27 protein-coding genes are annotated in these 26,525 nt (G+C 64.5%); 9 read left to right on the top strand and 18 right to left on the bottom strand.

Going from position 1 to position 26,525, the window contains the following annotated elements:
- Window positions 1-63 precede the first annotated feature (63 nt).
- Window positions 64-747 (top strand): GntR family transcriptional regulator, encoded by a 684-nt coding sequence (locus tag E0702_RS04960; protein ID WP_132041872.1) that lies wholly within the window; start codon window positions 64-66, stop codon window positions 745-747.
- 154 nt (window positions 748-901) lie between these two features.
- Window positions 902-1,957, top strand: a complete 1,056-nt coding sequence (locus tag E0702_RS04955) for a CobW family GTP-binding protein (protein ID WP_132041871.1) — start codon at window positions 902-904, stop codon at window positions 1,955-1,957.
- A 51-nt stretch (window positions 1,958-2,008) separates the two neighbouring features.
- Here E0702_RS04955 and E0702_RS04950 read toward each other — a convergent pair whose 3' ends face one another.
- Window positions 2,009-2,782 (bottom strand): glutaredoxin family protein, encoded by a 774-nt coding sequence (locus E0702_RS04950; protein WP_205741882.1) that lies wholly within the window; start codon window positions 2,780-2,782, stop codon window positions 2,009-2,011.
- 348 nt (window positions 2,783-3,130) lie between these two features.
- Here E0702_RS04950 and E0702_RS04945 point away from each other — a divergent pair, with 348 nt between their 5' ends.
- Window positions 3,131-4,168, top strand: coding sequence for an Ldh family oxidoreductase (locus E0702_RS04945; protein WP_205741881.1), 1,038 nt, complete (start codon window positions 3,131-3,133; stop codon window positions 4,166-4,168).
- Between the two features lie 80 nt (window positions 4,169-4,248).
- Complete coding sequence (locus tag E0702_RS04940; protein WP_132041870.1) at window positions 4,249-4,446, top strand: hypothetical protein; 198 nt, start codon at window positions 4,249-4,251, stop codon at window positions 4,444-4,446.
- Window positions 4,447-4,594: 148 nt separating this feature from the next.
- Here the strand turns inward: E0702_RS04940 and E0702_RS04935 are convergent, their stop codons facing one another.
- The 9 genes from E0702_RS04935 to E0702_RS04895 form a co-directional block, all read right to left on the bottom strand.
- Window positions 4,595-4,810, bottom strand: a complete 216-nt coding sequence (locus tag E0702_RS04935) for a hypothetical protein (RefSeq protein ID WP_132041869.1) — start codon at window positions 4,808-4,810, stop codon at window positions 4,595-4,597.
- 220 nt (window positions 4,811-5,030) lie between these two features.
- Window positions 5,031-5,891, bottom strand: coding sequence for an ABC transporter permease (locus tag E0702_RS04930; protein ID WP_132041868.1), 861 nt, complete (start codon window positions 5,889-5,891; stop codon window positions 5,031-5,033).
- A gap of 22 nt (window positions 5,892-5,913) precedes the next feature.
- Entirely contained in the window at window positions 5,914-6,771 is an 858-nt protein-coding gene (locus tag E0702_RS04925; RefSeq protein ID WP_132041867.1) for an ABC transporter permease, read from the bottom strand.
- Window positions 6,771-7,871 carry an ABC transporter ATP-binding protein gene (locus tag E0702_RS04920; protein ID WP_132041866.1) on the bottom strand — a complete coding sequence of 367 codons (1,101 nt, stop codon included), beginning with the start codon at window positions 7,869-7,871 and terminating at the stop codon, window positions 6,771-6,773. The genes E0702_RS04925 and E0702_RS04920 overlap by 1 nt, the downstream gene beginning before the upstream one ends.
- 5 nt (window positions 7,872-7,876) lie before the next feature.
- Window positions 7,877-8,953 carry an extracellular solute-binding protein gene (locus E0702_RS04915; RefSeq protein WP_202597377.1) on the bottom strand — a complete coding sequence of 359 codons (1,077 nt, stop codon included), beginning with the start codon at window positions 8,951-8,953 and terminating at the stop codon, window positions 7,877-7,879.
- 199 nt (window positions 8,954-9,152) lie between these two features.
- On the bottom strand, window positions 9,153-9,476 hold the full coding sequence (locus tag E0702_RS04910; protein ID WP_132041865.1) for an AzlD family protein: 324 nt from the start codon (window positions 9,474-9,476) through the stop codon (window positions 9,153-9,155).
- On the bottom strand, window positions 9,466-10,182 hold the full coding sequence (locus E0702_RS04905; protein WP_132041864.1) for an AzlC family ABC transporter permease: 717 nt from the start codon (window positions 10,180-10,182) through the stop codon (window positions 9,466-9,468). Before E0702_RS04905 ends, E0702_RS04910 begins: the two co-directional genes overlap by 11 nt.
- Window positions 10,183-10,212: 30 nt before the next feature.
- Window positions 10,213-10,452, bottom strand: a complete 240-nt coding sequence (locus E0702_RS04900; RefSeq protein ID WP_132041863.1) for a hypothetical protein — start codon at window positions 10,450-10,452, stop codon at window positions 10,213-10,215.
- Between the two features lie 306 nt (window positions 10,453-10,758).
- The gene (locus E0702_RS04895) at window positions 10,759-11,682 is read right to left on the bottom strand and encodes a LysR family transcriptional regulator (RefSeq protein WP_132041862.1); all 924 of its coding nucleotides are present in this window, start codon (window positions 11,680-11,682) and stop codon (window positions 10,759-10,761) included.
- Between the two features lie 154 nt (window positions 11,683-11,836).
- Between E0702_RS04895 and E0702_RS04890 the strand changes: the two genes are divergently transcribed.
- Genes E0702_RS04890 through E0702_RS04880 form a run of 3 tightly spaced genes read left to right on the top strand, consistent with a single transcriptional unit; the run spans window position 11,837 to window position 14,837 of the window.
- On the top strand, window positions 11,837-12,049 hold the full coding sequence (locus tag E0702_RS04890; RefSeq protein WP_132041861.1) for a DUF3311 domain-containing protein: 213 nt from the start codon (window positions 11,837-11,839) through the stop codon (window positions 12,047-12,049).
- On the top strand, window positions 12,042-13,502 hold the full coding sequence (locus tag E0702_RS04885; RefSeq protein WP_132041860.1) for a sodium:solute symporter family protein: 1,461 nt from the start codon (window positions 12,042-12,044) through the stop codon (window positions 13,500-13,502). Before E0702_RS04890 ends, E0702_RS04885 begins: the two co-directional genes overlap by 8 nt.
- 21 nt (window positions 13,503-13,523) lie before the next feature.
- Window positions 13,524-14,837: an amidohydrolase gene (locus E0702_RS04880; RefSeq protein ID WP_132041859.1), complete on the top strand. Its 1,314-nt coding sequence runs from the start codon at window positions 13,524-13,526 to the stop codon at window positions 14,835-14,837.
- 81 nt (window positions 14,838-14,918) lie between these two features.
- Here the strand turns inward: E0702_RS04880 and E0702_RS04875 are convergent, their stop codons facing one another.
- The 7 genes from E0702_RS04875 to E0702_RS04845 form a co-directional block, all read right to left on the bottom strand.
- Window positions 14,919-16,298 (bottom strand): L-serine ammonia-lyase, encoded by a 1,380-nt coding sequence (locus tag E0702_RS04875; RefSeq protein WP_132041858.1) that lies wholly within the window; start codon window positions 16,296-16,298, stop codon window positions 14,919-14,921.
- A 64-nt stretch (window positions 16,299-16,362) separates the two neighbouring features.
- Window positions 16,363-17,586 (bottom strand): serine/threonine transporter SstT, encoded by a 1,224-nt coding sequence (gene sstT / locus E0702_RS04870; protein WP_132041857.1) that lies wholly within the window; start codon window positions 17,584-17,586, stop codon window positions 16,363-16,365.
- 176 nt (window positions 17,587-17,762) lie between these two features.
- Window positions 17,763-18,878, bottom strand: a complete 1,116-nt coding sequence (gene gcvT / locus E0702_RS04865; protein WP_132041856.1) for a glycine cleavage system aminomethyltransferase GcvT — start codon at window positions 18,876-18,878, stop codon at window positions 17,763-17,765.
- Window positions 18,879-19,188: 310 nt separating this feature from the next.
- Entirely contained in the window at window positions 19,189-19,497 is a 309-nt protein-coding gene (locus tag E0702_RS04860; protein WP_132041855.1) for a monooxygenase, read from the bottom strand.
- A 59-nt stretch (window positions 19,498-19,556) separates the two neighbouring features.
- Entirely contained in the window at window positions 19,557-19,799 is a 243-nt protein-coding gene (locus E0702_RS04855) for a hypothetical protein (protein WP_132041854.1), read from the bottom strand.
- A 139-nt stretch (window positions 19,800-19,938) separates the two neighbouring features.
- Window positions 19,939-21,672 (bottom strand): NADP-dependent isocitrate dehydrogenase, encoded by a 1,734-nt coding sequence (locus E0702_RS04850; protein WP_132041853.1) that lies wholly within the window; start codon window positions 21,670-21,672, stop codon window positions 19,939-19,941.
- A 180-nt stretch (window positions 21,673-21,852) separates the two neighbouring features.
- Window positions 21,853-23,136 (bottom strand): threonine ammonia-lyase, encoded by a 1,284-nt coding sequence (locus E0702_RS04845; protein ID WP_237561947.1) that lies wholly within the window; start codon window positions 23,134-23,136, stop codon window positions 21,853-21,855.
- 133 nt (window positions 23,137-23,269) lie between these two features.
- Between E0702_RS04845 and E0702_RS04840 the strand changes: the two genes are divergently transcribed.
- Window positions 23,270-24,031, top strand: coding sequence for a tellurite resistance TerB family protein (locus E0702_RS04840; protein WP_132041852.1), 762 nt, complete (start codon window positions 23,270-23,272; stop codon window positions 24,029-24,031).
- Window positions 24,031-24,504: a phosphatidylglycerophosphatase A family protein gene (locus E0702_RS04835; RefSeq protein WP_132041851.1), complete on the top strand. Its 474-nt coding sequence runs from the start codon at window positions 24,031-24,033 to the stop codon at window positions 24,502-24,504. Before E0702_RS04840 ends, E0702_RS04835 begins: the two co-directional genes overlap by 1 nt.
- On the opposite strand, the gene E0702_RS04830 is transcribed toward E0702_RS04835, so the two are convergent.
- Window positions 24,489-26,420, bottom strand: coding sequence for an alkaline phosphatase D family protein (locus tag E0702_RS04830; RefSeq protein ID WP_240721672.1), 1,932 nt, complete (start codon window positions 26,418-26,420; stop codon window positions 24,489-24,491). The two genes, E0702_RS04835 and E0702_RS04830, sit on opposite strands and share 16 nt — an antisense overlap.
- Window positions 26,421-26,525 lie beyond the last annotated feature (105 nt).

Genomic DNA, 26,525 nt, shown 5'->3' with positions numbered 1-26,525 from the left:
CAATAGCGACGCAGATGATATATAATTGGCGCCAATCTGCAAGGGAATTTGCTGGAGGAAACCATGCTGAAAAGCACGAGTGGCAATGAGATAGCCTGGCTGCAGGAGCGACTTCGTCTAGGCATGAGCGGCGGACGGTTTCCGGCGGGTAGCTGGCTGCGCCAGGACACCCTGGCCGAGCAGTACGGTGTGAGTCGCTTCGTGGTGCGTGGGGCACTGGAAAGACTTGCGGAGATGGGTAGCATCGAGCACGTGCCCAATCGCGGATACCGGGTACGCCACTGGAATCAGCGAGAGCGTGAGGAGCTGACCGAGGCGCGCCTGGTGATCGAGCAGGCCATGGTGCCCTTGATGATGGCGCGCAAGACGCCGGCGGGAGTGGCCATGGTGCGGCGGGCTATGGAGGGCTTTGAGAAGGCGGTTCGCGAGCAGGACGGTGAAGCCATGGCGTTGGCCAACCATGGCTTCCATCGCGCCCTGGCGGATCTGGCCGGCAACGCGGCCCTGGCGCGACAGGTTAACTGGTTGCGTGAGCAGGGGCTGCGTGGGGCCGGTCCGGGCTGGCCCCGGGTCGCCGGGGTGGAGCGTAGCCTGAGAGAGCACCGTGACATGTTGTCCGCCCTGGAGGCGGATGACCCCATGGCGCTCCAGGGGGCCATTCATCAGCACCTCACTGCCTGGCAAGAGCGTCCGCGTGGGGCAGGTGAAGAAGGTGGCAACCAAGCCACTGACACAACGACTACTTGATTCAGAATGGCGCCAACTTTGGTGCTTCGAGGCCTTCATAGACAGGCATAACGCGTTATTTGTAGAGAGGGTGCCCCCGCATCGGGCTGGGCCTCCCAGTCCTTGTTTCTTATGTTATTTTATAACAATATCATTCACCCCCAAGGATGCCCCCATGCCCGAGCCCCTGGCCAATATCCCCGTTCACCTGATCACCGGCTTTCTGGGCAGCGGCAAGAGCACCCTGATTCACCGCCTGATCGAGCAGAAGCCGCCCGGTGAGCGCTGGGCGGTGTTGATCAATGAGTTCGGGCAGGTGGGAATCGATCAGGCGATGTTCGAGACCCGCGATGATCTGGTGGTAAAGGGGCTGCCCGGTGGCTGTCTCTGCTGCCAGCTGGCCTTCGTGCTTCAGGCGACGCTGGTCAACCTGCTTCACCGTTATCGTCCCGATCGGGTGATCGTGGAGCCATCGGGGCTGGGTCATCCAGCGGGGCTGCTGGAGGTGCTGCGTGGCGAGGCCTTTGCCGAGGTGCTGGATGTGCGCAGCATTGTGGCCCTGCTCGATCCCCGCCGCCTGGATGATCCGCGCGCCCGCGACCACGAGACCTTCCGCGATCAGATCGCCATGGCCGACGGGGTGGCGCTGACCATGACCGACCTGGCCACTCCGGCACAGCGATCCGCCGCAGGCGAGTGGCTGGAAGGGTTCTGGCCACCCAAGCGCTGGGTCCTCGAAGCGCCCGGTGGTGCGCTCCCCCTGGCGCAGCTGATGGCTGGTGAGGAGGGTGAAGAGGATGGTGAAAGAGCGCCAGTGACGCGGGAAGTGCTCGACAGCGAGGCTCATCGTCGCCTACGGGAAGCCGCTAGCCATGTTCTGGCCCCGGGAGCGTTCGAAGCCCCGTTACCCGAGCGGGGCAGGCCGCAACGCGAAACCGGCGGCGCCCTGGGACATGCGACCCTCGGCTGGCGCTGGCATCCTCAGGACACCTTCGATCTCGATCGACTGGGAAATGTGCTCGCCGAACTGCCCCAGCCGCTCAGGGTAAAGGGGGTCTTTTCTACCGATGCCGGCTGGAAGCTCTACAACCGCGCCGACGGCGTGCTGACCCTCACCGATAGTGCCTGGCGCCGCGATTCGCGCCTCGAGGTCATTGGCGAGGCGGGCAGCCTGCCGGATGAGCGGCAGCTGGAGGCGGCGCTGGCGGCCTGCCTGGTGAGCGCAGCCTGATGCCCGGGCCTCTCCCTCAATCATTGCCGGAACAGTCGCCAGGAGGGCTGATCACAACACGAGGTGTTTCAGCGGCATCCAGATCCCCATGGCCATCATGATCAGGTTCTCGGTCAGGGAAACGAACCCCAGCGGGACATTGCTGTTGCCCCCGACGCAGGCGCACTTCAGCTCGCGCTTGTCGATATAGACGGCCTTGAAGACCGAGATGGCGCCTACCGTGCCGATAAACAGCGCCAGGGGCGCGGCAAGCCAGATCAGGGCGCCAGCCAGCATCAGCAGACCGGCCAGGGTCTCGGCGAAGGGGTAGAGGTAGCCGTAGGGCACATGGCGCTGGGCGAGCAGGTCATAGTTGAGAAACATGGTGCTGAAGCTCTCTACATCCTGCAGCTTCTGAAGCCCCAGCAGGATCATGGCGGTGGCAATCGCATACTCCGGCATGCGCGACGAGAAGAGCGTGCCACCGGCCACCCAGCTCACCGCCAGGCCGATCAGCAGAGAAGTCGCAAATATGGCGATTACCGGCCGATAGGTCGTCTCCTTCTCGCCGGGAACACTCATTCCCAGGTAAGCACGAACCTCTTCATAGCCCCCCACGCGCTTTTCACCGATATAGACCTGCGGGGTGGTGTCGACCCCCGCCTGCTCTTGAAAGTCCTCGACGGCCTGGCGTGAGGTAAGGGGATGGTCGTCTACCGTGTAGCCCTTGCGCTTGAGCAGATCCAAGGTCTTGAGACCGAATGGGCAGAGATGCTGCTCCATCTTCATGCGGTAGACATGCGCTGTTTCACGCTGGGTAGACGCTGTAGAAGAGGGGATTTTCATAACATCAACCTCCTTATCAGGCCTGAATTCAAGCAATACGCCTAGCCGCTGGCATGCAGGCACTGCCGCCATGCTCGCCAGGGGCGTATGGCCTCGGCACTTGTCACCTTAGACCCTTGCTCCACCCAAGGGTCAATGTCGGTGCTGGGATGGGGCCGGTCAGGGGGCTGTGCACACCATCTGAGGTGATTCCCAGGCACACAGATGTCAACGTGGTACCTTTTGTCGTGGTGCAGCTGATAGTGCTGGCACTGGTGCTCGCCTTCCCGTCCCTGGCGATGTGGTTGCCTGAGCAGCTGAGTGGTCCGTCATGGTGACGAGTGTTGAATTTTCACGGAGCATGATTTGATGAAGGACCTTGAAGCGCACCAAGAGGCGACCGTCCACCTCGATCGTGATGCCCTGATGAGCCTGTGCCGAAAGGTCCTTGCGCATCATGGCTTCAGCGATGAGCAGGTTGGCGCCCTCGCCGGCACGCTGGTGGCCGCCCAGCTGGATGCGAGCCACTCCCATGGCATCTATCGCTTGCTGGGTATCATCGACACCGTCAGAAAGGGGGGCGCCGTTGCCGATGCGGCCCCCGAGGTGGCGGACGTGGCCCCCGGCGTGGTGCGTGTCGATGCCAAGGGGGGCTTTTCTCCCTGCGCCTTCGAGCTCGGCCTGCCGCACCTGGTGGCCAAGGCGCGTGATGCGGGGATCGCCCTGATGGCGATCAATCACTGTGTGCATACCACCGCGCTGTGGGTCGAGCTCGAGCGGCTGACCGAGCAGGGGCTGGTGGGCATTGCCTGCAACCCGACACAGGCCTATGTGGCTCCACATGGCGGCAAGCAACCGCTGCTGGGTACCAATCCCATTGCCTTCGGCTGGCCCCATCCCGGCGATGCGCCGTTCATCTTCGACTTCGCCACCAGTGCCATCGCAAGGGGGGATATCGAGCTGTATCGGCGTGAGGGAAGGGCGATCCCCGAGGCGTGGGGCGTTGATCGTCATGGCGCGCCCTGCAGCGACCCCGCCGAGGTGCTCAATCATGGCGCCATGACCCCCTTCGGCGAGCACAAGGGGTCGGCGCTGGCGATCATGATCGAACTGATGGCCGGCCCGCTGATCGGTGATCTGCTCAGCGTCGAGTCCAGCGAGCATGATGAGGGGCGGCGTGGATTGCCGTATCATGGTGAATTGATCATTGCCATTGACCCTTCGCGCCTGACGGGGGAGGCGTCGAGCGCCCATATAGAGCGCTCGGGGCGCCTGTTCGAGGCGATCCTTGGGCAGGGGGCGCGTCTCCCTTCTCAGCGCCGTTATCGCGAACGTGCCCGTAGCCTGGAGCATGGGGCCGAGGTGCCACTCGCGTTGGTCAATGATATCGAGGCGCTGCTCGACTGAGCGGCGTCAGGGGCCGGGCGAGGGCACTGATACCCGCTCGCCGGCCCCGTTCGAGCCGACACTTAAAAGGAGTTATCCGAATGTTTAAACGCCATCTTTTCGTGCTGGTAACGCTGCTGGCGGCCCTGGTAATGGCCGGTTGCAGCTACACGCCAGCACGTATCAAGTCCGAGCCGTTGATCGAGATCGACGATGGCCGCCATCACGACCGTGACCATCGCCATGGGCATGGTGGCGATTTCTGTCCGCCGGGGCAGGCCAAAAAGGGGCGCTGCTGACCAAGTCCTTGCCTCTCGCTCTTGCCTCAAGCCATCGGCACACCGCTGCCGGCTCCCGGGCCGCAGTGTGGTGGTCACATGGTGGCGCGGCGAAATTGAAGTCAACCGCTGGATGAATGCAGAGGCCGGCTGGTGGTGTAACCCCGCCCTAGTCGCCAGGCGGATGGTCCTTCATTTCCTTGTCTGCCAGGGCGGCCGCCACGGCCTCTTCCCATTCACCTTCCGTGATGTCCCACTGCTTCATCTCCTTCTCGTCGGCGGGACCCTCGGCGGCCTTGCGCAGCTGCTCTTCGGAGCCCTTCTCGTAGCAGTGCCGGGCAAAGGCCCGGGTCTTGGTGTCGTTCAACTGGTCGATCACTGACATATTGCTACCTCCTCTTTCCTGAGCCTTGAGACTGCCTGGTCCATGAACCAGGGCGATATGGCATCGTTTGTTGCTGGTGGGCCTGGTCGGTCAGCTTCACCCTGGTTAGGCAGCCGTACCCAAGGCAGGGTGCCACCGCCACGGTCGATACTTCAACTCGGCCGGTGTTTCAACTTGCCAAGTGCTGCAACTCGACAGGCCTTCCATCCACCAAGAAGGCTCAGGCGTTGCTGCCGGAACCGCGCCGCAGAACCAGAGCGGCCAGCAGGGCCGAGGCCACCATCAGCACCAGGGCCGCGGCATTGAGCACCGGGGTGGAGCCCTCACGCAGGCGGTTGAACAGCGCCACGGTCAGCGGGGTATCGCTGCCGGTAAGCATCACCGTGGTGTTGAAGTTCTCGAACGACATCAGGAATGCCATGGCGGCGGCGCCGAAAATGGCCGGCAGCAGCCAGGGCAGGGTCACGGTGAACCAGGCCACCAGCGGCGTGGCGCCGAGGTTGAGCGCCGCCTCCTCGAGCTGGGGGTCGAACTTGCGCAGCCGAGCGGCAATGACCAGGGTGCTCAGGGTAGTGATGAAGCTGACCTGACCCATCACCACCAGCGGAGTGCCGGGACGAAACAGATCCAGCTCCACCGCCCAGGCGCGGGAGACCTCGTTGGCCATGCCGCTGTAGAACACCAGGATCGACACACCGAGGATCACCCCGGGAATCACCAGTGGCAGCAACAGCAGCAGATAGAGAAGCTCCTTGCCACGGAAGTCGAGCCGCTCGAACAGCACGGCATTGCCACACCCCAGTGCCACGCTGACCAGCGTCACCCAGAACGCGATCTTGACGCTGACCCATAGCGCCGCGAGCAGACCGCTGTCGTGGAAGAAGCCGGTACGCCCGTCACTGCCGTCGGCGATGAACCAGTCCAGGGTGGCGCCCTTCCAGGGCAGCGAGGGGAAGGGCGCATCGTTGAAGGCAAACGTCGCCGTTATCAGCAGCGGCAGCGCCAGGTAGATAAAGAAGGCGATGAGGTAGGCCAGGTAGAGGCCATTGAACCAGCGCGAGCGCGGTACCGAACGAATCATCCGCTTATCCTCACCATTCGATTTAGCCCATGACCTTGCGCAGCGACTGGCCGGTCAGCTTGAGCCCGAGCCATACGATCAGCGACGACAGCACCAGCAGCAGTACCCCCAGCGCCGCCCCCTGCTCCCAGTTGAAGCGGGTGATGAACTGGGTAAAGATCTGGCCGGTGAACCAGGCGCTGTCCTTGCCCCCCATCAGGATCGGCGTGAGGTAGCTGCCCAGGGTCAGCATGAAGACCACGATGCAGCCGGAGACGATGCCGGGCATGGCCCAGGGCACGACGATTTCCCGCATGACCGTGACATGGCCGCCGCCCAGGTCGTAACCCGCCTCGACCAGGTTGTCGTCCATGCCTTCCAGGGTGGTGACCAGGGGCACCACCATGAACAGCAGCCCGTTGTAGACCAGCCCGACGATCACCGCCACGTCGTTGTAGAGCATCTCGACCGGCTCATCGGCCCAGCCCAGGGCCTGCAGCGCGGCGCTGAACAGTCCACTTTCGCGCAGCAGGATCATCCAGCCATAGGTGCGCACCAGCTCGCTGGCCCAGAACGGCACCAGGCAGGCCAGAAACAGCCAGCCCTTGGCCCGCCCGCGTGCCAGCCGGGCGATATACCAGGCCACCGGGAAGGCGATCAGCAGGGTGATCAGGGTGGTAAATAGCGACATCACCCCGGTACGCAGGAAGGTACGCCAGTAGTAGGACTCGGTGAAGAAGTTGCGGTACTGCTCGACACCGAAGGCCAGGGTGTCCCAGCTTTCGCGTACCTGAAAGGAGACCCGCAGCATCTGCACATGGGGCAGCAGCACCAGCAGCACGATCCACAGCACGAAAGGGGTCAGCAGCAACCACAGCGAGAGCCGGCCAGTCGAGCGCATCAGCTGGCCTCCGCGGCAAACACCCGCGCCAGCTGCGGCTCCCATGCCAGCGTTACGCTGGACCCCTCCTGGGGTGCCGGCACGCTGCCATCCTGAGGCAGGCGCACATAGCAGCGCTCGCCGGCCGCCTCGACCTCCACCCGGCTGTTGGCACCGTCGAACAGGGTGGCGCGTACCCGGGCCGTCAGCGTGCAGTGCCCCGGCTCGGCAGCGCCCAGCACCAGGGACTCGGGGCGGATAAACAGCTCGGCTCGGTCGCCTATTTTCGGTGTCGGATGATGACCAGAGTCGGCCAGCCGACCGCTGACCGAACGACCATCCGCCAGCGCGACCTGCGCCAGCTCGCCGTCTCTCGCCAACAGCTTGCCGCCGAGACGGTTGTTGTCACCGACGAAGCTTGCCACGAAGGGAGTGGCGGGCTCGCGATAGAGCGCTTCGGGCGAGGCTACCTGGTCGAAGCGGCCGTCACGCATGACTGCAACCCGGTCGGACATCACCAGTGCCTCGGACTGGTCATGGGTGATATACACGAAGGTGGTGCCGAAGGCCTTCTGCAGGTTCTTGAGCTCGACCTTCATCTGGTCGCGCAGCTTCAGGTCCAGGGCGCCGAGCGGCTCATCGAGCAGCAGCAGGGTGGGCTTGAGCACCAGGCAGCGCGCCAGGGCCACGCGCTGGCGCTGACCACCGGAAAGCTGCTGGGGGAGGCGTGTTTCCATGCCGGCCAGCCCAACCTGCTCCAGTACCTCGGCGATGCGGCGCTGCCGCTCGGCAGTCGGGACCTTGCGGCGCCTGAGGCCGTAGGCGATGTTGTCGCCCACGCTCATGGTGGGAAACAGCGCCAGGTGCTGGAAGACCATATTGACCGGGCGATGATTGGGCGCGACATCGTTCATGCGTTGGCCGCGGATCATGATGTCGCCCGAATCTGGCCGGTCGAAACCGGCCAGCAGGCGCAGCAGCGTGGTCTTGCCGCAGCCCGAGGGGCCCAGGATGGAGAAGAAGCTTCCTGCAGGGATTTCAAGCGATACCTGATTCACGGCGGTGTGCGATCCAAAGCGGCGAACCAGGTCCTGGCAGTGCAGATCGATATCAACTGCCATGCCGGTCACTTCGCGGCCTGGACGCGATCCAGCACCTGGCCTTCGGCGGCCTCGAGACCCGGGGGTACCGGCGGATACCACTTGATGTTGTCGATGGCGTCATCATCGAAGCTGGCGCGATAGGCGTCACGCAGATCGGCATCGACGAACTCGTCGGCGCCCTTGGAGGCCGTGAAGTTGCCCGAGGCGTTGGTGATCTTGGCGGCGATCTCCGGCTGCATCACGAAGTTGATCCACTGGTAGGCGGCATCCTCGTTCTCGCTGCGGCGCGGAATGGCGAAGGTGTCGATCCAGCCAAGCGCACCGGACTCCGGCGCCACGAAGTTGATCGCGGGGTCTTCGGCATTCAGCTTCCAGCCGCCGGCATCCCAGGCCATGGCGGCCTTCACCTCGCCGGTACGCAGCAGCGACAGCAGCTGGTCGCCGCCGGTCCAGTAGGTCTTCACATTGGCCTTGCAGTCGATCAGCTTCTCTTCCACCTGGGAGAGAATTTCGCCATAGGCGTCCTGATCCTGATAGGCGGCGAAGGGGTCGAGACCCATGGAGAAGGCGAAGCCCATCAGTGTCGGCCGCTTCAGTCGGTAGCTGACCTGACCGGCCACCTCGTCGTGGCACAGATCGGTATAGTCGGTGACGATGTCCTTCACGCTGTCATGCACGATCAGTCCGCTGGTGCCCCACACCGCCGGCACGCCATAGTAGTTGCCATCGAGCTCGGTGGCCTGCTGGGTTGCCTCGATCATCGAGGCCTGCAGGTTGGCGGTCTCCAGACGGCTGTAGTCCACCGGCTTGTAGACATTGAACTGGCGCTGCACGCCGACGATGCGGTCCTGGCTGGGCTGGGCCAGATCGAACCCTGCTCCGCCGGTGGCGCGCAGCTTGGAGATCATGTCCTCGTTGTTGGAGAGGGTGATCTGTACATCGATGCCGGTCTGCTCCTCGAAGGCTGCCACCACCTCGTCGGGGGCATAGCCGCCCCAGGTGATGATCCTCAGCTCTTCGGCCGAGGCCGCGCCTGCCGACAGCCCCAGGGTCGAGGCTAGGGCGACCATTGTTAGTGTTGTTGTACGCATCTTTGTCATGAGTGTCCCCTTGAAGGTGGTAGGCCAAACATTCGTCGATGGTGATAGACCCAAGGAAGGTTATAGCCCATAAGTGACACCTTTGTGAAACCGGGAGGGGCCAAATCGGCAAGGGAGAAACCGGGAAGTGTGAAACCGACAAGCCATGCAAGGGGACAGGCATGCCGGTTATCTCGCTGAGAGACGTTGCGGGTTTACACTAGGCTAGTGCGGGCCAGAGCTGTCGGAACAGCGCCGCCACCAGGATGCCCCCGGCAATGGCCGGCAGCGGCTTCTTCAGCGTCAGCATGATCACCGCGGTGGTCAGCAGGGCCAGGCGGGCGCCGTTGTCGCCACTTACCGCCAGTGGGGCGAGCAGCGCCACCAGCACCGAGCCCGACATGGCGTGGATGAAGCGCCTGACGCGGTAGCCGATGGGGACGAAGGACATCACGAATACACCGCCCCAGCGAGTCGCCAGAGTGACCAGCGCCATGGCCAGGATGATGATCACTGTTCCCAGACCGGTTGCCTCAATGCTCATGGTCACGCTTCCCCCAGGTCAGGCCGGCCAGGCCACCGGCGATGGCTCCCACCACCACGTGGCTGTTGTCCGGGAGATAGTAGAAGGCGAGCAGCGAGGCGCCGGCGGCCACCGCCCAGATCAGCAGCATGCGCAGGTTCTTCTCGCCGCCCACCACCATGGCCAGCAGGAAGCAGCCCATCACCATGTCGAGTCCCAGGCTGGCGGGATCGCTTATGGCACCCCCCACGTTGAGGCCGAGCCAGGTGCCGAGAACCCAGAAACACCACAGGGCGATGCCGCCACCCAGCATCAGGCCGAGCCCAGGGCGGCCGCGGGTGAACGCCTGGGTGGCCATGGCCCAGTTGGCGTCGGAGGCGACCAGCATGATGCCGTAGCGCTTGGCAGGCGGGAGCGGTTCGAGCCAGGGGTAGAGGGTAGCCCCCATCAGCAGGTGTCGAGCATTGATGGCGAAGACGGTCACCATCATGGTGAACAGCGGGATCTGCGGCTCCCACAGCTCCAGGGCGGCAAACTGGGAGGCGCCGGCGAACACCAGGGTGCTCATCAGCATGATGGTGCCGTCACCGAGCCCGGCCTGGGTGGCGGCCAGGCCGAAGGCGATGCCGAAGATGGTGACGAATAGCGAGATGGGCAGCAGCGCCTTGAATCCATCCCACACCAGCGCTCGATCCAGCCGGTGCAATGTCGCCTCCTTGCGTGCCATGTCATGCTCCTCTACGCCCTGGTACTCGGATCAGGTATTTAGATTGGTTGATGTTACAGCAAGAGCCGTTCGTCCGGTTCGATGGCCGCCAACCAGCGGATCATGCCGGCCGGTGATGGTGTTTCCATGACGCGGCAGTCGCTTGGCGAGGATGACATCGTCGCGCAGCTCCGGACGGACGAGGTCTTCCTGAGTCAGGTCCAGTGCAGCGAGGCAGGCGCGCGGGGTGTTCGAGGGCCGTTTAGCGGTGGTCTGTATCGAGTAGGTCATGATGGTGGTCTCCCATTCCCCTGTAAGACGATGGTTAGCGTAGTCGGCAAGCGCCGACCCAGGGGAGTGGAGCCGTGCGCCGCTTTAGCTGCATTTATATTCCGCCCGCAAGTTGGTGCTTAAATCGGCGGTGGCCCGAGGGCCAGAAACAGAAAACCCGCTTTGCATGGGCTAAAGCGGGCTCTGGGCGTCGCTTTAGCGGAACTTGTAGAGCGCCCGCAAGCTGGGAGTCAAATCGGCGCTGGGTTCACAGTACGGCGGCGGCCTGGGGCTGTCAATGGCTGCCTTGAAGGGGCCTGTTCATTCTCAGGAGCGGTCTCCCGACGGAGGGTGGGGCCTGGGGGTGAACTCGTCTCGCGCCAATGTCACCAGATTGTGCAGTGCCGGTGAGTCGTTGCCACTGCGCCACGCCAGCCATAGCGGCATGTCACAGCTCGTCAGCTCATTCATTTCCAGGAAGCGGATGCCAGGCATTGGGTGGCAGATGCTGGCGGCAGGCACGATGGAGATGCCCAGGCCGGCGGCCACCATGCTGAGGATGGCGATGTTGTCGGCGCCGAGCTGGACCACTCGGGGGTGGAAATCGAGGCGCTGGAAGTGCCTCATCACGCGGTCGTGATAGACCGGCGAGACACTACGAAAGCCCCAGATGAAGTCGGCCTGCTCGAGCTCTGCCAGGCGCCCGGGGGGTGTCACTGACCAGTGGGAGTCGGCTGGGACCGCAAGAGCCAGGTGGTCGTTCTGTAAGCGGTGAGTCTCAAGCCCATGCTGCTCGACGTCATCGAGATAGAGAATGCCCGCATCCAGGGTGCCCTCGCGCAGGCGGTCCAGCTGCGGGCCGGAGAGCAGCGGGAAGACCTCGAAGCCGACCTGGGGGTAGCGGCCACGATAGTGTCTCAGCAACGATGCCACCTCGGGTACCCACAGGTGGGTCACCGTGACCCCCAGACTCAGCTTGCCGGTCAGGCCGCTGCTCAGTGCCGCCAGGCGGGTCTTGATCTGGGTGCGTCTGTCTAGCAGTGCAACGGCCTCTTCATAGAGCGCCTCGCCGGCCACGGTCAGTCTCACGCCCCGGGCATGGCGCTCGAGAAGAGTGGCCTCCAGCCCCTCCTCCAATAGTCGTATCTGACGGGTCAAGGCGGGCTGAGCAACATGAACGCGGCGACTGGCAGCGGAGATGGAACCCGTCTCGGCGACGGCGACGAAGTAGCTGAGTTGGCGGAATTCCATGGCAGGAGGGCTCGGGGTCGGGAGGGTGTAGTGACTTTAGCCATGCCGATTCGATATGACAGCCATCTAGAATCTGTATTTTTGATATCGGCGAGGGCATTCCATAGTCAGCAGACAACCCATAACAAGTCTCGCCTTGCGAGCCGGACGACCCATGACCAAGACCTACCACCTGCTGACGGGGCTGCACTTCGCGCTGTGCACCCTGGCCATGATCTGGCCGGGGGCCCTGATCGCCAACCGTATCGAACCCACCGTGCTGGGCCTGCCCTTCCTGTTCTTCTGGTACACCCTGTGGATGATGCTGCTCTTCATCGGCATGTGGGTAGCCTTTGCCATCCGCCATGGGGGGGATCGTCATGAGTGATTCCATGATCGTGATCGGCATTACCCTGTTCTATCTCGTCATGGTGCTCGCCGTGGGGCTACGGGCCAGGGGCCAGGCGAGCTCGAGCCTCGAGGGCTATGTGGCCGGTGGGCGCCATGTGGGGGTGGTAATCCTGTTCTTCATCCTGGGCGCCGAGATCTTCTCCGCCTTCGCCTTCCTGGGCACGCCCGGCTGGTCCTATCAGCATGGGGCGCCGGCGCTCTATATCCTTGCCTACCTTTCCCTGGTACCGATTACCATCTGGGCGCTGGGGCCGCGGGTGGCCAAGCTGGGGCGTGAGCGCGGCTATCTGACCCAGGGCGACATGATCGCCGACCACTACCGCAGCAAGCCGCTGGGCATGCTGGCCGGGGGGATCGGCGTGGTGGCTCTGGTGCCCTATCTCACCATCCAGATCGCCGGGGCGGGGCTGCTGTTTCAGGCGGCCACCGATGGTGCGGTGCCCTTCTGGCTGGGTGGCCTGCTGGCCTTCCTGGTCGTGGCGGCCTATGTCTTTAGCAGCGGACTGAGTGGCATCGGTTGGACCAACCTGCTGCAGGGATTGATGATGATCGTTATCGCCTGGTTTCTTGGCCTGGCCATTCCCGAGCGGCTCTATGGCGGGGTGGGGGAGATGTTTGCCCAACTTCAGCAGCAGGCACCGGAGTATCTGACCATGCCCGGGGCCAACGGCATGGGCTGGGGCTACTTCAGCACCGCGGTGTTGGTCAGCGCCTTCGGCGGCGCCATGTGGCCGCATCTGTTCATGAAGTTCTACTCCGCCGACAGTGGCAAGACCCTGCGTAAGGTCAGCGTCTTCTATCCGCTCTACGCCTACCTGCTGGTGCCGCTGCTGTTTATCGGCTTCGCCGGCATTCTGGCCTTTGCCGACACGCCCCTGGAGCGCTCCGATACGGTGCTGCTGCGCATGGTGATGGATGTTGCCAACTTCTCACCCTGGGTGATTGGCCTGATGCTGTCTGGCGCGCTGGCGGCGGCGATGTCCACGGGTGCCAATCTGGCGCATACCGCGGCCGTGGTGCTGGTGCGTGACGTGATGGGCCCTACGGTGATGAAAAACGCCAGCGAAAAGAGTGCGGTGAGTGCTACCCGCTGGAGCGTGCTGGGGCTGTCGCTGGCGGCTTATCTGCTCGCACTGCTCAACCCCGGCTCGCTGGTGATGATCCTGCTGACCGCCTATGGCCTGATCGTGCAGCTGTTCCCGATGGTGATCGGAGCGCTGTTCATGCCGTCGTTGCGTCGCGCAAGCGTGATGGCCGGTGCACTGGTCGGTAGCCTGGGGTATCTGTTGATGGATTTTGTATGGAGCTCGCCCTTCGGCTGGCATGCCGGAGTGTGGGCCATGTTGTTGAATATTGCGGTGGTGGCCATCTGGCAGCGCTTCGTGCGTGCCGACCATGACACTCTTCAGGCCAGCCCTGTTAGCCATTAAGCGAACAAGGAAACTCCAATAATGACTCATATCGATACTGTCGCTAGCCAGACCACCAGTCTCAAGACCGCCATTGGCGAGCAGGTAGACGCCGCGTTCGATGAGGTACAGGCGCTCTATCGCCGGCTTCACCAGTACCCTGAGCTGCCCTTTCAGGAGTACGAGACCAGTGCACAACTGGCCGATATGCTGGAGTCCCTTGGCTATGAGGTAACCCGCGGTGTGGGCGGCACCGGCGTGGTGGCGCTGCTGAAGAACGGCGAGGGCCCCACGGTGATGCTGCGCGGAGACATGGATGCGCTTCCGATCAAGGAAGACACCGGCTTGGACTATGCCAGTACGCGCACGGCAGAAACCGAGAGTGGCACGGTGCCGCTGATGCATGCCTGTGGTCATGACCTGCATAGCAGTTGCATTGTCGGGGCAGCGGCGGTGATGGCCGGGCTCAAGGCGGAGTGGTCCGGCACACTGATGCTGATCTGCCAGCCTGCCGAGGAGATCTTTGGCGGTGCCAAGGCGATGCTGGACGATGGTCTCTACGAGCGTTTTGCCCGTCCGGACGTGATTCTCGGCCAGCACAACATGCCGGCGCTCGCCGGTACCGTGGGCCATCTTGCCGGTAGTGCCATGGCCGCCTGTACCAACCTGGCCGTCACCATTCACGGTGCCGGCGGCCACGGCTCCATGCCGGCCCAGGCGGTGGATCCGGTGGTGATCGCCGCGCACGTGGTGACGCGACTGCAGACGATCGTCTCACGTGAGGTGCCCCCGGAGGAAACCACGGTGGTGACTGTCGGCAAGCTGCATGCCGGTACTCAGGCCAACATCATCCCCCACTCGGCGGAGCTGGAGATCAATATCCGCAGCTTCGACAATACGCTGCACGCCCGGATAGTGGATTCGATCGAGCGCATCATCCAGGCCGAGTGCGAGGCGGGGCGCTCCCCGAAACCGCCTGAGATCCGCGTGCTCAATGAGACCATTGCCCTGCACAACGATGCCGATACGGTGGAGCGAGTGCGTCGTGCCCATGGTGAGCAGTTCGGTGAGGCTAATCTCTACGGGATGCCGCGTCTCAATGGCAGCGAGGATTTCCCCTACTTCGGCAATGCCGAGGCCGGTGGTTTCGGCGGCGAGGATATCCCCTATGTCTACTGGTTCATCGGCGCCACGCCGGCCGAGCGCTGGGCTGAGACCCCGGGGGAGGGGGTGGTGCAGAAGATGCGTAATCTTGAGATGCCGCATTCACCCTACTACTTCCCGGGCAATGAGGTCACGATGCGTACCGGCATGGCGGCCATGGCATCGGGAGCGCTGGCCTATCTGATGCCTTGATCCGGTTTATCCGATTTAGAACGCAGCAGGCCGCCCCAAGGGCGGCCTGCTGCATTTCGGGAGGAGCCTTGCCTCAGTGTTTCAACACTCGATGGCGTTGACGGCGAGGCCGCCTTTCGAGGTCTCCTTGTATTTGTCCTGCATGTCGGCGCCGGTATCACGCATGGTGCGGATCACCTTGTCCAGGGAGATGAACTGCTTGCCGTCACCACGCAGCGCCATCTGGGCGGCGTTGATCGCCTTCACCGAGGCGATGGCGTTGCGCTCGATACAGGGCACCTGCACCAGGCCGCCCACCGGGTCGCAGGTCAGTCCCAGGTTGTGCTCCAGGCCGATCTCGGCGGCGTTCTCCACCTGGTCGACGCTGCCGCCCATCAGTTCGGTGAGGCCGGCGGCGGCCATGGCGCAGGCCGAACCCACCTCGCCCTGGCAGCCCACTTCGGCACCGGAGATGGAGGCGTTCTTCTTGCACAGGATGCCCACGGCGCCGGCCGCCAGCAGGAAGTCGACCACGTCGCGCTCGCACGCGCCCTGCCGGAACTGCATATAGTACTGGAGCACCGCCGGGATGATGCCCGCCGCGCCGTTGGTGGGCGCGGTGACCATGCGCCCGCCGGCGGCGTTCTCCTCGTTGACCGCCAGCGCATAGAGGTTGACCCAGTCCATGGCCGACATGGTGGAGGCGATCAGCGAGTGGTCGTCCTTGCTGGCCAGCATGCGCTGGTGCAGGTTCCTGGCGCGACGCTTGACGTTGAGCCCGCCGGGCAGCACGCCCTCGGCTTCCATGCCCTTCTCGATGCACGCCTGCATCGCCGTCCAGATGGTCAGCAGACCCTTACGGATCTCCGCTTCGCTGCGCCACGCCTTCTCGTTTTCGAGCATCAGCTCGCTGATGCGCAGGCCGTGCTCGTGGCACATGCGCAGCAGCTCGTCGCCGGTCTGGAAATCGAAGGGCAGCTTGGTCCGGTCGGTATCCAGCTCCCCTTCGGCGGCCTGGGCCTCGTCGACGACGAAGCCGCCGCCCACCGAGTAGTAGGTGTTGCGGTAGAGCTCATCGCCGTGTCCATGGGCAATCAGGCGCATGGCGTTGGGGTGATGGGGCAGGCTCTCCTCGAGCAGCTGCATGTCACGGACCCAGCGGAAGGAGACGCTGTGGCGGTCATCCAGGAGCAGTGCCTCCGACTCCTTCAGCTCCTCGATGGAAGGCGCGATGATGTCGGGGTCGATGCTGTCGGGTCGCTCGCCCATCAGGCCCATGATCACCGCGTGATCGGTGCCGTGGCCGATGCCGGTGGCGGAGAGCGAGCCGAAGAGCTGGACCTCCACGCGGGCCACACGGGTCAGCAGGTCACGCTCGTTGAGCTCGCCGACGAAGTCGTAGGCGGCTCGCATCGGGCCCACGGTGTGTGAGCTCGAGGGCCCCACGCCGATCTTGAACAGGTCAAAGACGCTGATGGACATAGTCATTCACCTTTTGTTGTCTGAGTGACCGCTTGATATGTGACGGCTGTTCGAGTGACACGGGTCAGTTCTGGCGGTTTTCCGCGGCTCGACAGGCGGCCGCGGTAAACAGCACGTCGGTGGAGGAGTTCAGCGCGGTTTCGGTGGAGTCCTGCACCACGCTGATCACGAAGCCGATGGCGACGACCTGCATGGCCACATCGGTGGAGATGCCGAACAGGCTGGCGGCCATGGGAATCAGCAGCAGCGAGCCGCCGGCGACGCCCGAGACGCCACAGGCGGCCAGTGCCGAGACCACGCACAGCAGCAGGGCCGTGGGGAAGTCGACGCTGATCCCCAGGGTATTGGCCGCGGCCAGGGTGATCACCGAGATGGTGATCGCCGCGCCGGCCATGTTGACGGTAGCGCCCAGCGGGATGGAGATGGCGTAGGTGTCGGGGTCCAGCTCGAGCCGCTCGCAGAGTGCCATGTTGACCGGGATGTTCGCCGCCGAACTGCGCGTGAAGAAGGCGGTGATGGCACTGCCACGCAGGCAGGCGAAGACCAGCGGGTAGGGGTTGCGACGGGTCTGCCAGAAGACGATCAGCGGGTTGGTCACCAGTGCCACGAACAGCATGCAGCCGACGATGACGCCCAGCAGCTGGCCGTACTCGAGCAGGGCGCCCAGTCCCGCCTCGGCCAGGGTGTTGGCGACCAGGCCGAAGATGCCCAGGGGGGCGAATCGAATGACCACGCGCACGATGCCCGAGACCGCCTCGGAGAGATCGTTGAGGGTGTTACGGGTGCTGTCACTGGCGTGGCGCAGCATCAGGCCGAGGCCGATGGCCCAGGCCAGGATGGCGATGAAGTTGGCCTCCATCAGGGCGCTGACCGGGTTGGCAACGGCGTTGAGCAGCAGGTTGCGCAGGATCTCGATGATGCCACCCGGCGGGTTGCCGCTGACTTCTGGCATATCGAGCGTCAGGGTGGTGGGGAAGGTGAAGCTTGCCACCACGGCGACCAGCGCCGCCACCAGGGTGCCGATCACATAGAGCAGCAGCACGCCGCGAATATGAGTGGGCTGTCCCTTGCGATGACCGGTAATGGCGGCCGCCACCAGCACGAAGACCAGGATCGGGGCCACGGCCTTGAGGGCCGAGACGAACAGCTCGCCGAGCAGTGAAAACGAGAGCGCGAGCTCCGGAGAGAGGGCGGCGAGCAGGATGCCGCAGACGATTCCGATGGCAATCTGGGTAATCAGGCCCAGGCGCATCAGGGGGCCGAAGAGGGCTTTCAGGGTGGAAGTCATCGAGGGTCTCTCGCTGGTTGGAAGCGTGCTGGATTGCCCTTGGGCCGGATCCGCGGCCCTGGCATGGCAGCCTGCCCCGGCGCGGTGGCGCCAGGGCAGGAGGCGGTACTGCTGTGGCGGCCGAAGGCGTTGTTCGCCTTACCGGTGCCGCGTAGATCAATCAGTTGCTGCGATCGTTATTTGCCACGGTAGTAACCCGGGGCGATAAACGGGGTCTTGCTGACGGTCATGGGCAGGCGCTTGCCGCGCACCTCGGCGTAGACGGTGGTGCCTATCTCGGCATGGGCGATGGGCAGATATCCCATGGCGACCGGCTTGCCGACGCTGGGGCCGAAACCGCCGGAGGTCACGGTGCCGATGGTGTTGCCGTCGGCGTCGACCAGCGGGGCGCCTTCACGCACGGGAGCACGCCCCTCGCCGAGCAGGCCGACCCGCTTGCGGGTGTGGTCCTTGGCCTCGACCTGATGGAGGATCGCTTCGGCACCCGGGAAACCGCCGGGGCGCTCGCCGTCGTTGCGGCGCGGCTTGGCGATGGCCCAGATCAGCCCGGCCTCAACCGGCAGGGTGGTGGTGTCGATATCGTGGCCGTAGAGACACAGGCCGGCCTCCAGGCGCAGGGAGTCACGGGCGCCGAGGCCGATCGCCTCGACCTCCGGCTCGGCCAGCAGGCGGCGAGTCAGGGCGTCGGTCTGGTCGGCGGGCATCGAGATCTCGAAACCGTCTTCACCGGTGTAGCCGCTGCGGCTGATCCAGACCGGAATGCCGTCGATCTCGAAGTGGCCATGCTGCATGAAGACCAGCTCGGTGGCGGCGGGGCAGAGGCGTTTCATCACCTCGGCGGTCTGGGGTCCCTGGATGGCGATCAGGCCGCGATCCAGCTCCTCGATCTCGTGCCCCGCGGGCAGGTTGCCGCGCAGGTGGGCGATATCCTGGTCGCGGCAGGCGGCATTGACCACCAGATAGAGTTCGGCGCCGGTATTGGCCACCATCAGGTCGTCGAGGATGCCGCCGGCGTCGTTGGTGAACATCGCATAGCGCTGCATGCCCTCCGGCAGGCCGACAATATCCGAGGGGACCAGGGTCTCCAGCGCCTCGGCGGGGGCGGGGCCGCGCAGCAGCAGCTGGCCCATGTGCGAGACATCGAACAGCCCGCAGGCGGTGCGCGTGTGCTCATGCTCCTTCTTTACGCCCAACGGGTACTGAACCGGCATCTCGTAGCCGGCAAAGGGGACCAGCTTGGCGCCCAGCTCGACGTGCAGGTCGTAAAGAGGGGTGCGCTTCAACTCGCTCATGGGGGCCTCCGATAACAGGAAATAACGAAGCGGGGTGCCACAAGGGTAGCGGCAACCGGATAGCACGGTATCTAGGGTAGACGATGTTTCCTATTGGAAACAATGGGCGGCAAGAAGAATACCCGCTCGGCTGGAGCATGAGGAGCAGGTGAGTCACTCTTGGCAAGGGGGTGGCGAGCGCCGTGAAACACGCTGGCACGAGCCTGATAGCCGGCTTGAGAAGGAGGCGGGCAGTGGTACGTCGCGGCTTGGTGTCGAGTTTTCTTATTGGAAACACTGTGCCGCCGGGTGGTGGTCATGCTGCTGATGCTCAGCCCTCTACCGGACCATCGTTGATGGCGGATAGTGCCTCATTGGTCTCGAGGATCTGCGCCTCGATACCCGTCACGCCCATGCCTTCCAGACGTGCGGTATGCATCTGTCGATAGGCTTCGGCGTCCTCGCGGGTGGCAAACAGGTAGACGCCGCCGGCAAGACCGGCCTGGGGGTCTTCCGTCCAGATCTTCCAGATCAGGCCGGGTTCATCGTTGATGGACCTGGCCAGTGGTGTCATTGCCTTGACCATTGCCTTGCCGAAGGGGCCCTCGAAAGGGAAGTGTACCTGCAGAATTACGGCCATCTTTGGCCTCCTTTCGTTGGGAAGTCGATGAATGCTGGCAGGTAGAGTCGTGACGTGGGTCAGACGAGCTCGGGATTGTCGCTGCGAAAGATCGCTTCCTCCTCACCGGGTAGTGTCACCGAGAACTCGCCACCCCCCAGGTAGTTGACCGGATGACCTTCGCGGGTGCGCAGGCTGGGAGGGCCGCTGACCGGTCCGGCGCGGGTCAGTTCGCCGAGTTCCTTGACGCTAACCTGGATGTCGATCATCACCTCACGGCCCTGATCGTCGAAGGCCATGATGGTGCGCTCGTGCTCGCTCATGGGGCAGTCTCCGGCTGGTGGGGTGGTAATCAGTATCGGCATTTTTGACACCAGAGGCGAGTGGCACAACGCAGCGGGGCCTGCCCAAAGGCAGGCCCCGTATGGGTCAAACGCGGTGTCGAACGGCGATGTCAGGCGGTCAGAGCCGGCTGGCCACGGCGTCGAGGAAGCCCTGCATATCGACCAGGGTCTCATTGGCCGGGTCGCTGGTCTTGCCCTTGAGATCACCGGTAATGACGCCGGCAGCAACGGTGTCGATCAGCGCCTCCTTGAGGCGCTGGGCGTACTCCACCAGCGTGGCGTTCGCTTCACGCTCGCCCAGGGTCTCCAGGGCATTGGCCACGGCGAACAGCAGGGCGGAGGAGTTGAAGTGAGCCTCCTTGCCATCGCTCTCCAGGTACTTGAGGTAGAGATCGTGGGCCGTGCCGTGGGGCGCCTCGAACAGCATGGTGCCGTCCTTGCTCTCGATGATCGAGCTGGCGGTGGCCAGGCTGCCCCCCAGGGCGGCGGAGATATCCGAGAAGATATCGCCGTCCAGGTTCTGTGCCGGGTAGAGCGCGTTGCGGGGCGGATCGGTGATCATCTTGATCAGCTGGCTGGAGGGTCGCATGATCATGAACGAGGGCGGCGCGGTGTCGTTTTCGGCCAGCTTGCGACGCACGTCGGTGATCACGGTGCTGAACACCTCGTCATACTCCATGTACTCGCGCTTGAGACCGAAGTAGACCTCCTTGTTCTTGCGCGAGGCATCGCGGAACACCTGCAGCACCCAATCCCGGATCGCCACATGATCGTTGGACATCAGCAGGATGGGGTCGCCCTTCCTGACATGGCGAGCGTGCTTCTCCTCTCCGTCGACGATTACCTTGAGGATGCCGTCCTCCGCGGCGGGAGCGTTGAAGCTGCCGTACTGGTCCCCGCCACCGGCACTCATGCGCGAGATGGAGACCTGGGCCTTGCGGTCGGGAATGCCGAACTGCTTGAGCTGCTCGACCAGCTTGTAGAGCTTGCGTCCGGTGTTGTTGTCGGGCACGCCCCAGATGGCACGCTCGGGCGGGTTGGCGACCAGGCGCGCGGCCTGAGCGTCGATCAGCTCATAGAAGTAGCTGAGTCCCAGGGCCTCGACCTGCCCGCGGTAGTGCTCTTCATAGATGGTCTCGATGGCGGCACGCATCACGCCATCGTAGCCGGCGATGACGGTGTCCTTGAGGCCAAGATAGATATCGCGCTTTTCGTCGACGGCGCGCTGGAAGAAACGGTGTGCCCAGGCCTTGACGTCCTCCAGGTCATTGGTCGCCAGCAGCCAGGGATCGCCCTTCTGCACCTCGCGGCGGTGGAGCTCCACCGGGTCTCCGCTGGAGCCCACGAACATCAGCTTGACCACGCCGGTAGCGCCGGAGAGTTCGTTGAAGCTCTCCTTGATGCCGCCACTCTCCATGGTGTCGACCACGATATCGCGGCCGACCCACTCGGGGCGCTTGACCAGCAGGTTGCGGAACTGGATGTCCTCGCGGGTGATGTTGCCGCCGATCCCCTTGCGGATGGCCCCGTTGGGGGACTTGGTAGCCAGCGGATGGAGTCGAGCGCTGTCGATGTCGGGGTGCTTGGCGAGCAGTTCGCCGAGCTGCGTGCGATTGACCGTCATGCCGGCATTCTTGATGCCTACACCGTAGCGCTTGAGGGCCTCCACGGCATCGATCACCACCTGGCCGTTGGTCACCAGACGGTTCTCGGCGGAGAGGTCGATCTCGACGAGCGGGATCTCTAGTCGGGAGGTCACGAAGGTGTCGAGAATCTTCTCGAAGGCTACTTGAGCCATCTCGTCACCGTGGAGAATGACCAGGGGGGCCTCGACCTTGATCTTGCTGCTCATCGCCTCGCCTCTTTTAGCGTACTTGAAGGGGCATATAGGGTACGCCGGAAGGCACGATGGCGCCATGCCTCCAAGGGGGGAGGCAGGGCCATCGTCGATTGCCTGCATCGTTCAGGGCAGGTCTGGCGCTTCTCGTGGAACAACCTGTTGGGTGGTCACACCAGGCGGACCCGTTGCGGGTCAGCTCCCGCTGCCGGCCCAACGCTCGTCCGGGTGGACCTCGTTGGCCGGCAGTACCGGATCATAGCCGTCGCGTCGCAGCGCCTCGATCACCTCGTGGGTGTGGTCGCTGCCCAGGGTCTCCAGGGTGGCCTCGACCTCGGTGGCGCGCAGCGAGAGGTCGGTAAAGGTGCGGTGGTGGGCGATATGGATGACGTTGGCGTGCTGCTCGGCAAGCTGCCGGGTCAGCTCGGCCAGGGCGCCGGGTACGTCGGGAATCGCCACACGCACGCGCACGATTCGTCCGGTGCGCACCAGGCCGCGCTGAATCACCGAGGAGAGGGCCAGCATGTCGATATTACCCCCGCACAGCACCAATCCCACCTTGCGACCACGGTAGCGTTCGGGGTCAGAGAGCACGGCGGCCAGGCCGGCGGCGCCGGCGCCCTCCGCCACGCTCTTCTCGATCTCCAGCAGCAGCAGGATGGCGCGCTCGATCTCCGGCTCGTCCACCAGCACGATGTCGCGCACCCGCTCGCGCACGATGGGCAGGGTCAGTTTGCCGGGCTGCTTGACCGCAATGCCCTCGGCCAGGGTGGCCAGGCCGCAGTTGATCTCCTCTCCGGCCAGCGCCTGCTGCATGGCGGGGAAGCGCTGGGTCTGTACCCCCACGATCTCGATATCGGGCTTGAGCTCGGTGGCGGCGATGGCATTGCCACTGATCAGCCCGCCGCCGCCGATGGGTATCACCAGGGTGTCGAGATCGGGGGCGTCCTCGAGCATCTCCAGAGCGATGGTGCCCTGGCCGGCGATGATGCGTTCGTCGTCGTAGGGGTGCACGAACACCAGGTCACGTTCGGCGGCCAGGCGGTGGGCATATTCGCCGGCCTCGGCCACTCCTTCGCCCTCGAGGTGAACTTCCGCCCCGAGCTTGCGGGTGTTGTGCACCTTGAGGTTAGGCGTATGGCGAGGCATGACGATGGTGGCACGGATGCCCAGGCGTGCCGCGTGGTAGGCCACCGCCTGGGCGTGGTTACCGGCGGACATGGCGATGACGCCGCGCTGTCGCTCCTGCTCGCTTAGCGTCAGCAGGTGGTTGAGTGCGCCGCGCTCCTTGAAAGCGGCGGTGAACTGATGGTTCTCGAACTTGATGTAGAGCTCGCAGCCGGCGATGCGGGACAGGGTGTGCGAGAGCAGGCAGGGAGTACGCTCCACGCTGCCACGGATGCGTTCGGCGGCGGTGCGAATATCATCGAGAGTGACGCTCATGGCCAGGGTGGCTCCTGTTTCTTGTCCGGTTTTCATGATGCGGTCTCAGGGGGAGGATGTCGAAAGGCATGTCGAAATGGATAGCGAAACGGATGTTGCAAGGTCGATGTCTGGGATAGAGTCGACCCATGCCCCCTTGGGGCGAGTGATCAGCCATGAGGAGAGCGCGATGAATGCCAGCAGAATACTCGAGCAGCTGATGAAGCAGGCCGGTGGTTCCGGCAGTCGGTCGAACGAGGGCGGCCAGGGCCTGGATATCAAGGGGATGCTCGACGGCCTCTCCCGTCAGTTTGGCGGTGGCCAGGGCGGTGATCGTCAGGAGGACGATAATCGGGGCAGTGGCACGGGAATCGATGTCAAGAGCCTGCTGGGCGGTGGCGCCCTGGGGCTGCTGGTGGGCTCCAAGCGGGGCCGCAAGCTGGGCGGCAAGGCGCTCAAGTACGGCGCCATCGCCGGCGTGGGAGCGCTGGCCTGGAAGGCGTGGCAGAGCTCGCGCGACGGCTCCTCCCCGTCGAGCGGGCAGGGCAGTGCTGCGCCCGCCGAGGGTGAGCCGGTGGAGCAGCTGGGGGGAGAGGCGCGCGAGCGGCGCAGCCTGGAGCTGCTGCAGGCGATGATCATGGCCGCCCGCGCCGACGGTCATATCGACGAGCAGGAGCGGGAACTGATCGCCGGCCAGATCGATGCCCTGGGGGCCGACCAGGAGTTGCATGCCTGGGTGGAGCGTCAGCTCCAGGCGCCGCTGGACGCCGAGGCGCTGGCGGCGCAGGTCGATTCACCCCAGGCGGCCCGCGAGATGTACCTGATCAGCGTGGCGGTGGTCGACGAGCAGAACGCCATGGAGCGCGCCTGGCTCGACCAGCTGGGTCGTGCGCTGTCGCTGCCGGGGGAGGTGACCGCGGAGCTCGAGCACCAGGCCCGGGAGGCCGGTTGATGATCGACCCCTTGATGACCCTGGCCACCGGCTTGGGCCTGGGGCTCTCGCCCTGGGCCTCGGGCACGTTGGGCTCGCTGCTCGGCTTGCCGCTGGCCTGGTGGCTGCTGGGACGCACCCGGCGGATACAGGTCGTGGTCACGCTGGCGCTGCTGCTGGCCGCGGTGCCGGTATGTCACCTGGCCGAGCAGGCGCTGGGCGACAAGGATGACGGTCGTATCGTGCTCGACGAGATCGTCGCCTTACCGGTGGCGGTAGTGGGCCAGGCGGCGGCGCGTCAGCCCCTGGCGCTGGCGTCCGCCTTCGTGGTCTATCGTGTGTTCGACGCCACCAAGCCGCCGCCGGTGAGCCTGGTCGAGGCCATGCCCGGTGGTGTCGGCATCGTGCTCGACGACGTGATCGCCGCGGCCATGACCTGGCTGGTGATGGCCGGCGGCTTGATGCTCTGGCGGAGGCGTCAGGCTTCCTGCTGAGATCCCGGTGGAAAGTGCACCTCGAAGCCGCGGGCATCGAGCTGGCGGATGTCGCGGGGACGGCCCCGTTCATCGAAGTCGACCAGGCCGATCCCGCTGCCGTTCCAGAGCCGCTCGCCGGCGCGGGCGCGATCCGGGTCGCGTGGTGTGATCGCCAGACGCCTGCGCTTGGTGAACCAGTTGAGCGGCGACCAGGGGGCATAGAGCCAGCGATTCAGGCGGTCGAACCAGTCGAGCAGGGTATCGGGGAAGGCGTTCTTGATGCCGCTGGAGGTGATCTGCCAGAGCCGCGGTCCGTGGCTGCGCTGGCGGATGCGGATGTCGTAGGCGAACGAGTAATGCACGTCGCCGGAGAGGATGACGTAGTTTCCCGGGGTGCGCGAGTGGCGGAAGATATTGAGCAGCACGCTGGCGGCGCCGCGATGGGCCATCCAGTTCTCGGCATCGACCACCAGTGGCTTGCCGGCCAGGGTAAAGAGCTTCTGGATCACCTCGATCAGCTTGACGCCGAACATCGGCGCTGGCGAGACGATGATCGTCGAGGGGTGGCCCAGTAACGCCTGCTGGAAGTCGCTGAGCGCCTCCCAGTCCATCAGCCCCGAGGGGCGTTTGGGACTGCGCTCGCTGCGCCAGCGCCGGGTTCGGGTATCGAGCACCACCAGGGGTGGCTCCCCCGGCACCTGGTACTCCCACCCCTCGAAGCGCAGCAGACGCTGGATCAGGGCATCCAGGGCCTCGCCGTCGAGCCAGCCGTCATTCGCCCTGGCAGCCCTGAGCACACGCGTGCACTCATCAAGTGGCTCGGCCAGGCGTTCGGGGTCGTTGCCCCAGCCCTGGCACAGCAGGTAGCCCAGCAGGGCGTTGCCGATGATGCGCCGCGAGAAGGGGTGGCCGTAGGCGGTGTGTTCCCAGTCGGCGGTGAGGTTCCAGTCGTCGGTGATATCGTGATCATCGAAGATCATCAGGGTGGGCAGCCGCGCGAGCAGGCGCGCACAGGCCGGCAGTCCCGCTACAAAGCGCTCGATCACCGTCTGTTGTTCGCAAAACAGCGCCGTCTGCTCGACGTCGAGCGTCGGCGGTCCCATCTCGACCAGTTCCCATGGCGTCGGCGACCACACCAGCAGATACATGGCGATCATCTCGGCGAAGGTGGCCAGGTGGTTGTGAGCATTGGCCGAGGTGAATATCGGCTTGCGCACGCCGCCGAAGAAGCGCTCTCGCAGGTTCTCCGAACTCTCGACATCGGGCAGCAGCGACTCGCGGTCGTAGTAGTAAGCGGCGTCGCCATGCAACGCCCGGCTATCGGCCACCACGGCACCCTTCAGCGGCTCGTCGAACAGTTCCAGGCGATGAATCAGTGCATGAATCGCCACCAGCATGGGGCCGGCGACATCATCGGCATAGACCTGGTCGCCGGTCATCAGCAGCCAGGCGGGGCGCTCCTCGGGTGTCGCGAGACGCTCGGCCAGCCAGGCCTCGGCGCGCACCAGGCCGTCGCCGCCGTCGTGGTGGGGCTTGCGACAGGAGCCATGCAGCAGCCGGTGGTGGCGACTGGCGAGCACGAAGGTGGGCAGTTCGCCATCGGCATCGAGCAGATGTGGGCCCCAGTCGGCGATGCCGTGCTCCTGACCACCCTTATGCAGGCGAAGGTCGTAGGCGATCAGGGTATCCCGAGGCAGCGGGTCCTCCAGCGGCAGGTCGATCAGATACAGCCAGGCGAGTCGCCCCACCGGCACTCGGCGGCAATGCTCTTCGGCAATGGCTAGCCGGCGAGGCGGCTCATTCGTTGGAGCCAGCTCGAGCGATAGCGACAGGGAGCGGCTGGTGGCCAGCCACAGTACCAGGCGGTCGGGAGCCAGGCGGCGTAGCAGAGGGCCGGCGAGCACATCGGGCAGGGGAGTCGAATCTTGCGGCATGGCCATCCTTTGCTGATGTCAGTCTGTTCGGTGAGCCCCGGCGATCGATGTCCCTGGCCCCAGCCAAGTCAACCGACTACGCTGGCTGCGGCTTTGTTCCACGCC

It is taken from the genome of Halomonas marinisediminis (genome assembly GCF_004347715.1).
GTDB lineage: Bacteria > Pseudomonadota > Gammaproteobacteria > Pseudomonadales > Halomonadaceae > Halomonas > Halomonas icarae.
The sequence above is the reverse complement of the archived record's forward strand: the minus strand, read 5'-3'. Positions and strand labels throughout refer to the sequence as shown.

Bases quoted from the DNA above. Each gene is read 5' to 3' on its own strand.
- E0702_RS04960 (WP_132041872.1), top strand. From the start codon at position 64: ATGCTGAAAAGCACGAGTGGCAATGAGATAGCCTGGCTGCAGGAGCGA.
- E0702_RS04955 (WP_132041871.1), top strand. From the start codon at position 902: ATGCCCGAGCCCCTGGCCAATATCCCCGTTCACCTGATCACCGGCTTT.
- E0702_RS04950 (WP_205741882.1), bottom strand. From the start codon at position 2,782: ATGAAAATCCCCTCTTCTACAGCGTCTACCCAGCGTGAAACAGCGCAT.
- E0702_RS04945 (WP_205741881.1), top strand. From the start codon at position 3,131: ATGAAGGACCTTGAAGCGCACCAAGAGGCGACCGTCCACCTCGATCGT.
- E0702_RS04940 (WP_132041870.1), top strand. From the start codon at position 4,249: ATGTTTAAACGCCATCTTTTCGTGCTGGTAACGCTGCTGGCGGCCCTG.
- E0702_RS04935 (WP_132041869.1), bottom strand. From the start codon at position 4,810: ATGTCAGTGATCGACCAGTTGAACGACACCAAGACCCGGGCCTTTGCC.
- E0702_RS04930 (WP_132041868.1), bottom strand. From the start codon at position 5,891: ATGATTCGTTCGGTACCGCGCTCGCGCTGGTTCAATGGCCTCTACCTG.
- E0702_RS04925 (WP_132041867.1), bottom strand. From the start codon at position 6,771: ATGCGCTCGACTGGCCGGCTCTCGCTGTGGTTGCTGCTGACCCCTTTC.
- E0702_RS04920 (WP_132041866.1), bottom strand. From the start codon at position 7,871: ATGGCAGTTGATATCGATCTGCACTGCCAGGACCTGGTTCGCCGCTTT.
- E0702_RS04915 (WP_202597377.1), bottom strand. From the start codon at position 8,953: ATGACAAAGATGCGTACAACAACACTAACAATGGTCGCCCTAGCCTCG.
- E0702_RS04910 (WP_132041865.1), bottom strand. From the start codon at position 9,476: ATGAGCATTGAGGCAACCGGTCTGGGAACAGTGATCATCATCCTGGCC.
- E0702_RS04905 (WP_132041864.1), bottom strand. From the start codon at position 10,182: ATGGCACGCAAGGAGGCGACATTGCACCGGCTGGATCGAGCGCTGGTG.
- E0702_RS04900 (WP_132041863.1), bottom strand. From the start codon at position 10,452: ATGACCTACTCGATACAGACCACCGCTAAACGGCCCTCGAACACCCCG.
- E0702_RS04895 (WP_132041862.1), bottom strand. From the start codon at position 11,682: ATGGAATTCCGCCAACTCAGCTACTTCGTCGCCGTCGCCGAGACGGGT.
- E0702_RS04890 (WP_132041861.1), top strand. From the start codon at position 11,837: ATGACCAAGACCTACCACCTGCTGACGGGGCTGCACTTCGCGCTGTGC.
- E0702_RS04885 (WP_132041860.1), top strand. From the start codon at position 12,042: ATGAGTGATTCCATGATCGTGATCGGCATTACCCTGTTCTATCTCGTC.
- E0702_RS04880 (WP_132041859.1), top strand. From the start codon at position 13,524: ATGACTCATATCGATACTGTCGCTAGCCAGACCACCAGTCTCAAGACC.
- E0702_RS04875 (WP_132041858.1), bottom strand. From the start codon at position 16,298: ATGTCCATCAGCGTCTTTGACCTGTTCAAGATCGGCGTGGGGCCCTCG.
- sstT (WP_132041857.1), bottom strand. From the start codon at position 17,586: ATGACTTCCACCCTGAAAGCCCTCTTCGGCCCCCTGATGCGCCTGGGC.
- gcvT (WP_132041856.1), bottom strand. From the start codon at position 18,878: ATGAGCGAGTTGAAGCGCACCCCTCTTTACGACCTGCACGTCGAGCTG.
- E0702_RS04860 (WP_132041855.1), bottom strand. From the start codon at position 19,497: ATGGCCGTAATTCTGCAGGTACACTTCCCTTTCGAGGGCCCCTTCGGC.
- E0702_RS04855 (WP_132041854.1), bottom strand. From the start codon at position 19,799: ATGAGCGAGCACGAGCGCACCATCATGGCCTTCGACGATCAGGGCCGT.
- E0702_RS04850 (WP_132041853.1), bottom strand. From the start codon at position 21,672: ATGAGCAGCAAGATCAAGGTCGAGGCCCCCCTGGTCATTCTCCACGGT.
- E0702_RS04845 (WP_237561947.1), bottom strand. From the start codon at position 23,136: ATGAAAACCGGACAAGAAACAGGAGCCACCCTGGCCATGAGCGTCACT.
- E0702_RS04840 (WP_132041852.1), top strand. From the start codon at position 23,270: ATGAATGCCAGCAGAATACTCGAGCAGCTGATGAAGCAGGCCGGTGGT.
- E0702_RS04835 (WP_132041851.1), top strand. From the start codon at position 24,031: ATGATCGACCCCTTGATGACCCTGGCCACCGGCTTGGGCCTGGGGCTC.
- E0702_RS04830 (WP_240721672.1), bottom strand. From the start codon at position 26,420: ATGCCGCAAGATTCGACTCCCCTGCCCGATGTGCTCGCCGGCCCTCTG.